11 protein-coding genes are annotated in these 12,520 nt (G+C 39.0%); 5 read left to right on the top strand and 6 right to left on the bottom strand.

The window, feature by feature from the left end:
- Positions 1–2: 2 nt before the first annotated feature.
- Positions 3–1,202, top strand: coding sequence for a DUF4221 family protein (locus OB69_RS14965; RefSeq protein ID WP_053224555.1), 1,200 nt, complete (start codon positions 3–5; stop codon positions 1,200–1,202).
- Positions 1,203–1,698: 496 nt separating this feature from the next.
- Here OB69_RS14965 and OB69_RS14970 read toward each other — a convergent pair whose 3' ends face one another.
- The 5 genes from OB69_RS14970 to OB69_RS14990 form a co-directional block, all read right to left on the bottom strand.
- Positions 1,699–2,601 carry a histone deacetylase family protein gene (locus OB69_RS14970; protein ID WP_053224556.1) on the bottom strand — a complete coding sequence of 301 codons (903 nt, stop codon included), beginning with the start codon at positions 2,599–2,601 and terminating at the stop codon, positions 1,699–1,701.
- 118 nt (positions 2,602–2,719) lie between these two features.
- Positions 2,720–3,286, bottom strand: a complete 567-nt coding sequence (locus OB69_RS14975) for a hypothetical protein (RefSeq protein ID WP_053224557.1) — start codon at positions 3,284–3,286, stop codon at positions 2,720–2,722.
- 94 nt (positions 3,287–3,380) lie between these two features.
- Positions 3,381–3,902 (bottom strand): acyl-CoA thioesterase, encoded by a 522-nt coding sequence (locus OB69_RS14980; protein ID WP_053224558.1) that lies wholly within the window; start codon positions 3,900–3,902, stop codon positions 3,381–3,383.
- On the bottom strand, positions 3,902–4,414 hold the full coding sequence (locus OB69_RS14985; protein ID WP_053224559.1) for a DinB family protein: 513 nt from the start codon (positions 4,412–4,414) through the stop codon (positions 3,902–3,904). Before OB69_RS14985 ends, OB69_RS14980 begins: the two co-directional genes overlap by 1 nt.
- Before the next feature lie 49 nt (positions 4,415–4,463).
- Positions 4,464–4,988 carry a gamma carbonic anhydrase family protein gene (locus tag OB69_RS14990; protein WP_053224560.1) on the bottom strand — a complete coding sequence of 175 codons (525 nt, stop codon included), beginning with the start codon at positions 4,986–4,988 and terminating at the stop codon, positions 4,464–4,466.
- A 133-nt stretch (positions 4,989–5,121) separates the two neighbouring features.
- Between OB69_RS14990 and OB69_RS14995 the strand changes: the two genes are divergently transcribed.
- Positions 5,122–5,859, top strand: coding sequence for a YceI family protein (locus OB69_RS14995; protein ID WP_053224561.1), 738 nt, complete (start codon positions 5,122–5,124; stop codon positions 5,857–5,859).
- Positions 5,860–5,949: 90 nt separating this feature from the next.
- Entirely contained in the window at positions 5,950–7,206 is a 1,257-nt protein-coding gene (gene pabB, locus OB69_RS15000) for an aminodeoxychorismate synthase component I (protein WP_053224562.1), read from the top strand.
- Between the two features lie 186 nt (positions 7,207–7,392).
- Here pabB and OB69_RS15005 read toward each other — a convergent pair whose 3' ends face one another.
- Positions 7,393–9,039, bottom strand: a complete 1,647-nt coding sequence (locus OB69_RS15005) for a hypothetical protein (RefSeq protein ID WP_053224563.1) — start codon at positions 9,037–9,039, stop codon at positions 7,393–7,395.
- Positions 9,040–9,280: 241 nt separating this feature from the next.
- Between OB69_RS15005 and OB69_RS18995 the strand changes: the two genes are divergently transcribed.
- Both OB69_RS18995 and OB69_RS15015 read left to right on the top strand, forming a co-directional pair.
- Positions 9,281–9,508: a PLDc N-terminal domain-containing protein gene (locus OB69_RS18995; protein ID WP_053224564.1), complete on the top strand. Its 228-nt coding sequence runs from the start codon at positions 9,281–9,283 to the stop codon at positions 9,506–9,508.
- 84 nt (positions 9,509–9,592) lie between these two features.
- The gene (locus OB69_RS15015; RefSeq protein WP_157608596.1) at positions 9,593–12,430 is read left to right on the top strand and encodes a M16 family metallopeptidase; all 2,838 of its coding nucleotides are present in this window, start codon (positions 9,593–9,595) and stop codon (positions 12,428–12,430) included.
- Positions 12,431–12,520: the final 90 nt, after the last annotated feature.

Below are 12,520 nucleotides of genomic sequence, written 5' to 3' on the forward strand. Positions count from 1 at the left end.
TTATGAAAAACTCGGTCAACACACTCTTAATTGTATTATTATTCATCTTATCCGCTTGTGGCACTTCTTCAAATAAAGAATCAGAGGCAGGAAATGTAAGTTACGAACTGACCCAGCTAGAAGATAAAGTCTTTATGCTGGATGACGAAACTTCTGTTGATGGAATTTATGCCAAATATGTTGTTGTAGATGGCGTGGGCTATTATAGCTTCTTCAATCGACCTAATCGACACCTCTATTTTTACAATTATAAAACAGGTGAAATCGCCCACAAAATTAAACTTGCCGCAGATGGCCCCAACGAAATCATCTATCCTTATGGCTTCTTTGAATATTGGGTGCATGATTTTGACAATATTTTCGTCAACACAATGCAGTTCTATTATAAAATCAACAAAGAAGGCGAAGTGCTCAAAAGAGTCAAATCTCATGAGAATTTCTCATTTAGTGACTCCAGACTTTCTTTGGACGCTAGCACTTCTTTTAAAGATGGAAAGCTCTACACATCGAACACCTCGTTTGTAACTGCTGAAGGAGATACTAGTTGGTTAAGGGCCAATTTTGATTTTGAGAAAGGAGAAGTAGAAAAGTATTATTTAGATGAAAGAACCATTCTACCTGACTTTGAAGAAAAAGCCGAGAGAACTAGAGAAATGGCGAAAACAGGAGGCATTACCTCGCTAGCCTTCTTTTTTGCCGGAAACGATCAAAACCTATACGGAACTTCGCAAATAAGCGACAGCCTTTATTATTTCGAAAATAGCGAGTTTAAAGAAGCCTACTTTGCCGGAGATCCAGAGATTAAATCCACCGACTTAGATGGCTTTTTTATGTTATCTATTGTTACCAGAACCGAAAATAGTGTTTCTATTGGCCCCAATCCTACTCAGCCACCTCATTTTGTAGGAAATTTGTATACTAGTCCGGACAAACAGATGATTTACAGGGTATTGGTACATGGCACCAAACCTAGAATTAACCCAGAAACCAATAAAGAAGCACCAAAAGTATTTGGGGCTTCATTGATAGTTTTTGATACCAAAACCAAAAAATCAGGAGTCATTAAGCTACCTGAAGAATTAATAAATCAAGTGGCTTTAAACAATGCTTTTGTAACCGAAGAAGGCATCCATTTTTCACTAAAAGAAGCAAATTCAGAAAGCGAAAAAGTGTATAAAGTTGTTAAGGTGAATAAGCTTTAGTTTTGTTACTTATAGGTCAGAAGTGAGCTTATCTGCTTCTATTTGCACTTATAACACACTGGTATAGGTGCGCACTTGATTAGTTAAGTGTGAAAGCAATTCTGACGGCATTAATTACTTCTACCGAAGTACCAAAAAGAAGTAAGTGAATACGGGTTGATTTGCTAGCTAATCAAGGTCTAGGCTGTTGCTCATTCGGAGCGTCATTGCGAGAAATGGAACCTGTGTTAACAAGGTTTCATGACGCGGCAATCCGTTCGTTCCAAGTTCCTTGTTAATATTCTTCAATAACGGGGTCCAATAATTAACTTATTTACATTCTAATGGTCGTAATGAACACCAGACAGATTGCCGCGTCACAGCCTTTCGCTAACGCGAAGCCTGCTTCTCGCAATGACAAAAAAAATGAGCGTTATGCTAAAAATAAGCCCCTGTCGCAAGCTCTTTGATTAGGCAGAACCTGAGCACTTATCAATCAAGGATGCTGTCCTTTCACCTAGAAAAAGATTTCTTGCGCCAAGCGAAAGGTATTGGCGTGGGCTTCAACAATATGGGCTACTTTTTCGGAATAGCCACCACCCATACAAGCCATAATCGGAATATCGTTTTGTTTGCAAGTTTCTAGCACAACCCTATCGCGCTGCTTGCAACCTTGAAGGGTCATTCCCAAACGCCCTAGTTTGTCGGTCGCCAAAACATCTACTCCGCTCTGAAAGAAAACAAAATCAGGATGAACAGTATCCATTAAGGCTTTTAGGTTGGCATCTAATAAGCTCAAATAAGTATTATCATCCGTTCCATCTTTAAGCCCAACATCCAAATCTGATTTTTCTTTGTGCAATGGATAATTGGCAGCCCCATGCATACTAAAAGTAAAAACCCTTGGTTCGTTCTCAAATATCTGGGCGGTTCCATTACCCTGATGCACATCCAAATCCACTACTAAAATCTGCTTAGCTAATCCATTATCTAGCAAATCATGGGCAGCAATGGCAATATCATTCAGTAAACAAAAGCCTTCTCCCCTGTCGGTAAACGAATGGTGCGTACCACCTGCTAAATTCATAGCAACTCCATTTTCAATGGCATAGCGTGCGGCCATTACCGAACCATGCATAATTACACGCTCCCTTTCGACCAAAGCTGCCGAAAGTGGAAATCCCGTTTTCCGTTCTTCTTTTCTAGATAAGGAGAGTGTCTTCAACTTATTCCAATAGTCGGTATTATGAGTACGAATAATAGACGTTTCGCTCAGTAGTTCTGGAGTGAATAAATTGCTTTCAGAAATGGTGCCTTCATATAAAAGCTGTTCGGGTAGCAGCGTATACTTTTCCATCGGAAAGCGATGATTTGCTGGTAAAACGTGCGCGTAAATATCTTTCCAGGCTATTTTTAACATACTGCAAAAAGTAAAAACCGAACTAAATTGTTTGTTGCAAAGCTGATAAAAAGGAAAATCCCTAAAAGTCGACCAAGCGACTGTTAGGGATTTTCTATGGTTAGTAAAGAATCAATTCTTATTCTTCGTCATCTTCATCGTCCTCATTATCCATTTGGAAAGAGAAGTAAGTTGGGTCAAGTTCCAGGGTATCGTTAGTAAAGTCTTTAATGAATTTCTCAATCACTTCATGCGTGATTTTGTCTACATTCAAGCCTACATCTAAACCTACACCAAAGTCGATATTTTCATCAATATCTACATGTTCTTGAACTTTGACAGCATCTTCTTCCTCAAGTTCTTCCATTACCTCGGCCATATATAGCCCTATTTCTTCTTCCAAATCACCCAACGGAGCTATATCACCATTTTCGTCTTCTTCGTAAGCAATGGCTTTGTACTCAGGGAATTTCTTAGCCGCTTCATGTTCAGCCAATTCATAAATTTCGCTGGCATGCTGAATCTTCAAGGTATAAAGTGCTACATCAAACACTACTTCTCTACCATCATAGGATCCTACAAAATTGAAGTTCATATAATCGTCCGAATTATCTTCCGAATCGATTACAACATATGAATTTCCTGTGGCCTTAATTTTGGCCTTAAACTTTTCGATTTCCTTTGGATCAAACCCTTGATTTTCCATGGCTACGGTACTAATAAATTAACAGTTCTATTTTGAGGTGGCAAGATAATAGCCAGTCCGAATCTTTAATAAGATAATCTTCTATTTTGAGAAATCAAAAAATTGAGCGAGTCTCATTCTTAACTTGATAAACGCGTTCGTCAAATTTGCCAGAATGATAATCTACACCAGGATATAATATCGCCTTTAAATAAGCTTCTACTTCTTCTGAATGCTCTACCGTTCTACTGGTGTTCATTCCTACGTACTTAAAGGTAGTCCACATCAAGGTTTTCAAATAACTTTTGGAGTCATCGTACATACAGTATTCCACAACCAAAGTGTTTTTGTTATACCAAATCACCCTGCTCACTATTCTAACCCATTCGGCCATATTTGCTGGTTTTAGGTAGGCAATATGATGATTATACACTACCCAAACGGCATCGAATGATTTGATGATTTCCCGCATTTCAACCCCATAAATTTTCGGAACTTGATCCTCTCTGGCATTGAAAAAATAATCGAAATATTTGGCGTTATTCAGATGACGAAGCGGGTCGCAATCCTGAAAACGGATCAATACTCTAGATTCTGTCTCTTTAGGGTAATTGAAGTTGGGATCGATGATAAACATTATAAATACCTTTCTTTGATGATTTGAATATGATGAGCTACATGTCCTACTGTCATGGCGGCAAGCGCCCTAACTGTTACCTTATTACCACTGGCAATTCCTTCCGCCATAGTTTCCTCTTCCCTAAGGTTTTCAAATAACAAAATGGAAGCCGCCCGAATGGCCTCAAATTCGGCCAAATAGCTGGCTAGTGGACGAGAAGGGTTGGTGGCTGCTTCCTGATATGAATCCTGATCCATGCCCGGAAGTGCTTGTTTGTCGCCTCTGGCAATGGCCAAAGCACGGTACGTGAAAATACGCTCTACATCATTGATATGATTCAAAACCTCTTTAATTGTCCATTTTCCTTCAGCATAAGCCGTATTCGATTTCTCTTCAGAAATGGAGTTAAATAATTCGGTTACTTCGCTTTTCTGTGCGCTAATGCGATCTAAAACATTTTGGCCTTCTAGTTGGCTAATGTAGGTCTGATAAAAAGGGTCGTATTCGCCCTTTGAAGGTAGAGAAATCATACTTCAAGGTAATTTATTTTTTGAAAAAGGCACAAGAATAAATGAATGATCATGGGTTTGGAAGATCTTCGATCCAACCACTGTACATAATGTAGTTTTCAGGCGTTTTATCGATTACCATTCTTAGTCGTTCATCTATTTCTTTGATTTTTTTAGCGGGTGTTCCTGCATAAAGTGAATTAGGTTCAATAACGGTATTGGCCAACACTACCGCCCCGGCCGCAATCATAGAACCTGTGCCAATTACAGCATTGTCCATTACAATAGCGCCCATTCCTATTAGCACATTGTCTTCCACAATACAACCATGCACAATGGCATTATGGCCAATACTTACATTTTTGCCCAACACGGTTTTCGACATATTTAAAGTGCCATGAATCACCGCTCCATCTTGAATATTGCAATTATCTCCGATTTCAATATGACAAACATCTCCTCTCACTACCGCATTGAACCACACACTGCAATTATTGCCCATGTGCACATCGCCCACTATCGTAGCATTGTCTGCCAAAAAACATTTCTCACCAAAAACAGGCTTTACGCCCTTTACTGCCTTAATTACTGCCATTGAATAAAATTATATGTACATACATTGAACTTATAGCTTCCTGATGTAGTTTTGCATTCGATAAACAAAATGGGTAGTAAATCGATTACCTGTTACATCTTGAAAAGCAATTAACAATAATTAATTAAACTAAATGAAAACTTTGAAATCGACTTTGTCAATTCTAGCCGCTGTTCTACTTGTAGCAGCTTGTGGACCGAAGGAAAAAACAGTTGAAACATCTGATGCAAAAGCTGTAGCTTCTGCCGAAAACGCAACTACATTGGCCATCAATACTGAAAACAGTGTGATTACTTGGATTGGAAGTAAGCCTGCGGGAAAACACAATGGCACAATTAAGTTAACAGAAGGCCAAATTGGATTAAGCAACAATGAAATCGTAAGCGGTAATTTCACTATCGACATCAGTTCTTTGAAGAATTTGGATATGGCCGGTTCTAAAGGAGCAACAGACTTGGAAACACACTTAATGAGTTCTGATTTCTTTGATGAAGCTACTTACCCTGAAGCTACTTTTGAGTTAACTGGTGTTACAGCTTATATGGCCGAAAATTTAGAGGCTGACAAAGAAGAATTCGAAACAGAATTTACTCCGGCTACTTTAAGCGAAGTAATGGTAGAAAATCCTACTCACTTTATTTCTGGTAACTTAACCATGAGAGGAACTACAAAAAACATCACTTTCCCTGCTTCTGTAAGCATTAACAATGGCGTGGTAAAGGCTATTGCTAATTTTAACATTGACAGAACTGAGTGGAATTTAACTTATGGCGATGAAGCTTCTGCTGTAGATAAAGCAAAAGACAAATTTCTTTACAATACTGTAAATGTAGGTTTTGAGCTTGAAGCAGGAACAAAGGCTTCACTTTAATAAAAATTGAAACAGAATAATGAGGGAGCTTTTGGCTCCCTTTTTTATGCACATTGCTTTACTAACTTTGCATCGCTTTAGTAAAACGCATTGAAAACAACCTCCATTAATAACAAACCGCAATTCTTAGAAAAGGCCCTGCACTGGGCAAATGGGTTCTCGCATTGTGCTTATTTTCAATCCAACGGAATTTCTTACCCTTATCAAGGTTTTAATGAAATATTGGCCGTTGGTGTTAAGCGTATTTTTAAACCGAATGAAAAAGATCGTTTTGAGGCGCTTTTCGCATTCCACCAAAACAAATGGCTGTTTGGCTATTTAGGCTACGACCTAAAAAACGATACTGAAGATTTATCGAGCAAGAATGCCGATCATGTTCAATTCCCCGAAATCTCATTTTTCGAACCTCAACACCTTTTGTTCTTTAAAGGAAACGAAATTGAGATTTGGTCGGAAGAAGATGTTTTAGGGCAAATTGAAAAAACGGAAATCAATTCGTCACAAAGCAAACTAAATGCACCACAAGCCAGCATTACGAAAGCAGCTTATTTGGACATTATTGAAAAGCTACGCCAACATATTGAAGAAGGCGATTGTTACGAAATCAATTTCTGTCAGGAGTTTCATGGTGAAATTGAAAACATAAATCCTGTCCAACTTTACTTAGCCCTGAATCAGTTCTCTCCTAGCCCTTTTTCATGCTTTCAAAAACATGATGAGCACTATATTCTATCGGCTTCGCCAGAAAGGTTTATAAAAAAGGAAGACGATAAAATCATTTCACAACCCATTAAAGGCACACGCCCTAGAGGAAAATCTACAACTGAAGATGAGGCATTAAGAAATGAGCTTCGATCAGACGAAAAGGAATTGGCGGAAAACATGATGATTGTGGACTTAGTCCGAAATGATTTGGCACGTTCGTCTAAAATAGGAAGCGTTAAAGTAGAAGAGATTTTCGGTATCTATTCTTTCCAGCAGGTGCATCAAATGATTTCCACCATTGTTTCAGAAAAGCGAGAAGATGTGAGTGCTTTTGATGTGATTAAAAATGCTTTTCCTATGGGCAGTATGACGGGTGCACCAAAGGTAAAAGTGATGGAGCTTATTGAACAATACGAAAGTACTAAGCGTGGTGCTTTCTCTGGAGCCGCTGGTTATATTAGCCCCAATGGAAATTTCGATTTTAATGTGTTGATCCGCAGTCTATTTTTAAACAGTGCATCAAAGACCTATTCCTTTCAAGCAGGAAGTGCCATTACCTACGATTCCATACCCGAAAAAGAGTATGAAGAATGTATGGTAAAGGCCAAAGCCATAATTTCACTTATTCAGCAAGGTGCATAAAAAAAGCCCTTGAGATTACTCTCAAAGGCTCTTCAATATGGCAGAAAAATCTCTGTTATATACTGTCAGAATTAAACAACCTTAGTCAACCCTTCAAAAGTTATTACCCATTTTTTATCTGATAAAAAGGTACAAACAGAGGTTGTATTTTTAACTTTTGGAGGGTTCTAAACTAAGATGAATATTCTAATTGTTTACAGTGTTCTTAGTCACCGTTACCTTCCAGATTTTACTAGAAGCAGCGGATTTCCCTCTCCCAAAAGTACCTGGAGTATTCTCAAAAGCCTCAATACCTCCGTAAATAAAGCCCAAATCGAAGCCTTGTCCTTCTTGGAAAGTCTTATCTGCGTCAATCACTTCAGTCGCGTCACCATTCACCGTCATAAATGAAATAGGCTGACTGCTGTTAAAAATGAATTCCGTTTCGGCACCATAAAATGAACTACCTCCAAAAATATTCTGATCAATTACTTTTGGAGTGCTCTTACCAGTGCTCAAATCATAACGCACCTGAGTAAGGCTATTGGTAAAAGGAGAAAGTGTCTGTGGACCTTGGTAGGTACCATCACCAATTCCGCCCATTAAAAACGTACTCACAGTACCTGACACAGCATCATAAAGTTCGAAATCTGCACAAGCGTACACGTTAAAGTTCTTCTGATTGTAGTCTGAATCAATCGTGTATTTAGCTGACAAACTAGGCGTTACGTAAATAGCGGTGTTCCATGCACGCAAATAGCTTGTGGTATCCTTATTTACAATCACCACGCTGTCAGGCTGAAAAACGCCTCCATAAAAGGCTAAGCCTTCGGTCAGGTTCTTATTAGAGTCCATGTACAAGGCCGAAACAATTGGTCCATCTCTTCTTCTAAATTTAGAAGTAGCATCTGCAGCTGGCGTTCCAATTGTAGTCGGCACATCTGTAATTGGTGCACTAACAGTAATATCTAAGGCCAAAGGGTTGCTTGCTGATACAGACATTGTAAAAGGATAAACAGCATCTACATATTGCTGACTGTTGGCTGTAAAGTTATGCCCCCCAGCCAAATAGAAAGTAGATCCTATTTTAAACAACTCACCTCCAGTGCTCACCAATTTCCCATCTGTGACCACCTGTTTTGTTTTACCATTAATGACAATGGGGTCTATCGTTCCGCTTCTACCAAAGGCGACTAAACTTTGCCAATCAGCCAAAGTCAATGCATTCAAATCTCCCTTGATCACATTAATCATAGACGGCACATTAATTTTAGCCACCTGGTCAAAGGTAATGTAGGCATTCCCATTGTCTGTCTGATCCAAAGGAGTACCATAACCACCTACTACATACATATATTCTCCCTCTTGCATTACCAATGGATTAGTAGCTCTAAATACTGTTCCATTAGCTTTTAAAGCTGAAGCAATTTGAGGGATCAACGCGGTAATTGCAGCGGCATCGGTTGAACCACTGGCAGGTGTAAAACTGCTGATTTCACTCACCATTTCATTAAATGATAAGGCTGAAACTTCATCCTTTTCTACATTATAAACGAAGATGTCGTCATTATACGAAAGCGGTAAAAAAGAAGTATTCGTGTAATTGGCATTCAAGTCATGTAGTCCACCATCGTCATTAATTCGATTAGTTCTACCTGCAAAAAGTAACCAATCAGCTCCATTTACACCATGTGCATAAGATTGCAATGCTGGGGCATTTTGTTGTGTTACTTGTGTAACATTTACAACGTACTCAGGAATTAGAACAGTAGCCTCTTCCTTTGTAGGTTTACAAGATAAAAAGCAGGTAGTCAACACAATAAGCATTGCGCTACCAAGGGTAAATCGTTTCATAGTAATTTGGTTGAGTTGATAAAAAATTCTAAAAATAGAAACAAGTCAGTCGTCAAAGCTTTTATAAATGATGAATTAATTCAATCAATACAATAGTTCAATAACTAGCCATTTCATGTTTCCAAATATAGTACATAACAAACCTTGCGATGTACCTCAAAAGAGGTATTCGGAAAATAAATATTTAGGCAATCCTCCTAAACACACTTGCTATTCAATCATAAATAGTTAAATTGTTCTTATGGAAATCTCTGACATATTAGTTCCCGCAGTAATTTTGCTTGCTATAGTATTATGGGCTTGGGCCTTGTTAGACTTGTCTAAATCAAGGTTTAAGTCGGGCAGAGCCAATTTAATATGGCTTTCGATTATTCTTTTCTCCCCTGTGATGGGTTCAATTCTTTATTTTCAATTAAAGAAGGGCTATACTGAAAGGCGTCCAAGACAATTTCAACCGAAATTTAATTAGGTATATTTTACACCATACATAGTGCTCAAAATTGCTTTGAGCAGATTATTTAGTTAACTATCGGTACTAAATAATTTAACAACTATGTTGAAAAAAATAACCCTAGTAGCTGTATTACTCTTATCAGCCTTTGCTTGTACCCAAAAAAGCGAAGTTCCGAAAGTCGATTTTAAAGTCGATTATGAAAAATTCACCCTCGACAATGGCCTTCAGGTCATTCTTCATGTAGATAAATCCGACCCTGTTGTAGCGGTGGCCCTTACTGCCCATGTGGGTTCTGCAAGGGAAGTGGAGGGAAGAACTGGATTTGCCCACCTTTTCGAACACTTATTATTCTTAGAGTCTGAAAACCTAGGTAAAGGTGGACTTGATAAAATGAGTGCACGAATTGGGGGCTCAGGCGCAAACGGTTCTACCAGTCGAGACCGTACTAATTATTATCAAACCGTACCCAACGATGCGCTTGAAAAAATGATTTGGGCTGAGGCTGATAAACTCGGTTGGTTTATTAACACCGTAACCGAACCCGTATTGGCCAAAGAAAAAGAAGTAGTTAAAAACGAAAAACGACAAAGAGTTGACAATCAGCCTTATGGCCATACTTCATACGTAATCGATAAAAACCTTTACCCAGAAGACCATCCTTATAACTGGCAGGTTATCGGTTCGTTAGAAGATTTACAAAATGCTACGCTTCAAGATGTAAAAGATTTTTTCAACCGTTGGTACGTACCAAATAATGTAACGCTCACCATTGCAGGTGATTTTGACCCTGAACAAGCCAAAGCTTGGGTGAAAAAGTATTTTGATGAAATCCCTACGGGTGAACCAGTTAAACCGCTCTCTCCTCGTCCGGGAAAAGTAGCGGTAACTAAAAGGCTATATCACGAAGATAATTTTGCCCGTGTGCCTGCGCTTACTTTAACCTGGCCTACCGTAGAGCAATACAGTGCTGATGCCTACGCACTGGATGTATTAAGCAATTATCTTTCTAATGGTAAATCAGCTCCGTTAAACCAAGTTTTGGTGGAAAACAAGAAACTAACTTCTGGTGTAGGCATGTATAACCAAGCCTCTGAATTAGCGGGTCAGTTACAAGTTTCTGTAAGGGCTTTTGCCGATACGGATTTGGACGAAGTGTTAACAGCGATTGAAGAAGGATTCGCCAAGTTTGAAAAAGAAGGCATTCCACAAAAAGATTTAGAAAGAATTAAAGCAGGGCAAGAAACAGGCTTTTATAATAGTCTTTCAAGTGTTTTAGGCAAGGGGTTTCAATTGGCGCAATACAACATTTTCGCCAACGACCCAGGCTTTATTAGCAAAGACATTGAGAATATTCTTGCTGTAACTACTGAAGATGTAATGAATGCCTACAACAAATACATCAAAGACAAAAATTATATCGCGACCAGTTTTGTACCAAAAGGACAAAAAGATTTAGCTCTAGAAAATTCTGAAATGGCCGAAGTGGTAGAAGAAAAAATCGTTGAAGGTGCCGAAGATGATTTCAACCCTAAAATTGCAGCTACCTACGAAAAAACGCCTTCTACATTCGATCGTTCTAAAGAGCCTCCAAGTGGCAATGCCCCAGAAGTAAAAACTCCTGAAGTATGGCAAGAATCACTTGAAAACGGACTTAAGGTGTATGGAATTGAAAGTAAGGAAGTTCCGCTAGTTCAACTCAATTTGGTGATTGATGGTGGCCAATTATTGGACGACCCGAACAAAGGCGGAGTAGCCAACCTTACCGCACAAATGATGACTAAAGGCACTGCATCTAAAATAACAGGCCAGCTAGAAGAAGCCATCGAGCAACTTGGTGCTTCCATCAGAGTATCGGCATCAACAGAGAGCATCAATATCTCGGTAAATACTTTAAAACGTAACTACAACGCGGTAATTGACTTGATGGAAGAGATTTTGTTGGAACCAAGATGGGACGCCAGCGAATTTGAATTAGCCAAACAAGCCGTTATTTCCAGAATCAGACAACAAGAAGCCAGCCCAAACTCTGTAGCTCAAAACGCTTATAATCGCTTAATTTATGGCGAAGGGAATATCAGAGCTCAAAATATTTTGGGTACTGTAGAGTCGGTGAATGAAATCACTATGGAAGATTTGAAGAAATACTACGATAGTTATATCTCTCCTTCCGTGGCCAAATTGCATGTTGTAGGCGATATTAATACAGTTGGTGTAATGACTTCTTTGCGCGACTTGAACTCTAAGTGGGAAGCTAAAGCGGTGCAAATTCCAACTTACGACCCACCGGCAAGACCCACTGAAGCCACTGTTTACTTCTTTGATATTCCAGACGCAAAACAGTCTGTATTAAACTTTGGTTACCCAGCTTTAGCCGTTACAGACGAAGATTACTACCCTGCTACGGTAATGAATTATATTCTTGGCGGTGGCGGTTTTGCCTCTAGGTTAACCCAAGAGTTAAGAGAAGACAAAGGCTATACTTATGGCATTCGATCTGGTTTTTCAGGCAGCAAAACCCGGGGCGCTTTCACCATCTCAAGTGGAGTAAGAACCAATGTAAGTTATGAATCATCTCAATTAGTGAAAGACATACTGACCAACTACGGGAAGACTTACACGGAAAAAGACCTTGAAACTACCAAAAGCTTTATGATTAAAAGTGGAGCAAGGGCTTTTGAAACTGCGGGTGCTAAACTAAATATGCTCGAAAACATGAGTGAGTACGGCTGGAGTGCTGACTATGTAAAAGAGAGACAACAAATTGTAAAAGATATGACCGTAGAGGAAATTCAGCGTTTGGCTAAAGAATACCTCGATCCAGAAAAAATGATTTGGTTAGTAGTAGGCGATGCTAAAACCCAGTTGAAAAAAATGGAGCAATTAGGCTTTGGCCAACCTGTTTTGATTAACAAAACTACTGGTCCAGAGAATAAATAAACCGAGGTTTAATCTCACTAAAAAGCCCTGTATTCGTAAGAAAACAGGGCTTTTTTGTTAATCGAATTGTCCCGTCCTGAAATAGCGTTA

This window comes from Roseivirga seohaensis subsp. aquiponti (assembly GCF_001267955.1).
Taxonomy (GTDB): domain Bacteria; phylum Bacteroidota; class Bacteroidia; order Cytophagales; family Cyclobacteriaceae; genus Roseivirga; species Roseivirga seohaensis.

What these genes read in the sequence shown, in the direction of transcription:
- OB69_RS14970 (WP_053224556.1), bottom strand. Translation starts at nt 2,601, where the DNA reads ATGTTAAAAATAGCCTGGAAAGATATTTACGCGCACGTTTTACCAGCA.
- OB69_RS15015 (WP_157608596.1), top strand. Translation starts at nt 9,593, where the DNA reads ATGTTGAAAAAAATAACCCTAGTAGCTGTATTACTCTTATCAGCCTTT.
- OB69_RS14995 (WP_053224561.1), top strand. Translation starts at nt 5,122, where the DNA reads ATGAAAACTTTGAAATCGACTTTGTCAATTCTAGCCGCTGTTCTACTT.
- OB69_RS18995 (WP_053224564.1), top strand. Translation starts at nt 9,281, where the DNA reads ATGGAAATCTCTGACATATTAGTTCCCGCAGTAATTTTGCTTGCTATA.
- OB69_RS15005 (WP_053224563.1), bottom strand. Translation starts at nt 9,039, where the DNA reads ATGAAACGATTTACCCTTGGTAGCGCAATGCTTATTGTGTTGACTACC.
- OB69_RS14985 (WP_053224559.1), bottom strand. Translation starts at nt 4,414, where the DNA reads ATGATTTCTCTACCTTCAAAGGGCGAATACGACCCTTTTTATCAGACC.
- OB69_RS14980 (WP_053224558.1), bottom strand. Translation starts at nt 3,902, where the DNA reads ATGTTTATCATCGATCCCAACTTCAATTACCCTAAAGAGACAGAATCT.
- OB69_RS14965 (WP_053224555.1), top strand. Translation starts at nt 3, where the DNA reads ATGAAAAACTCGGTCAACACACTCTTAATTGTATTATTATTCATCTTA.
- OB69_RS14975 (WP_053224557.1), bottom strand. Translation starts at nt 3,286, where the DNA reads ATGGAAAATCAAGGGTTTGATCCAAAGGAAATCGAAAAGTTTAAGGCC.
- OB69_RS14990 (WP_053224560.1), bottom strand. Translation starts at nt 4,988, where the DNA reads ATGGCAGTAATTAAGGCAGTAAAGGGCGTAAAGCCTGTTTTTGGTGAG.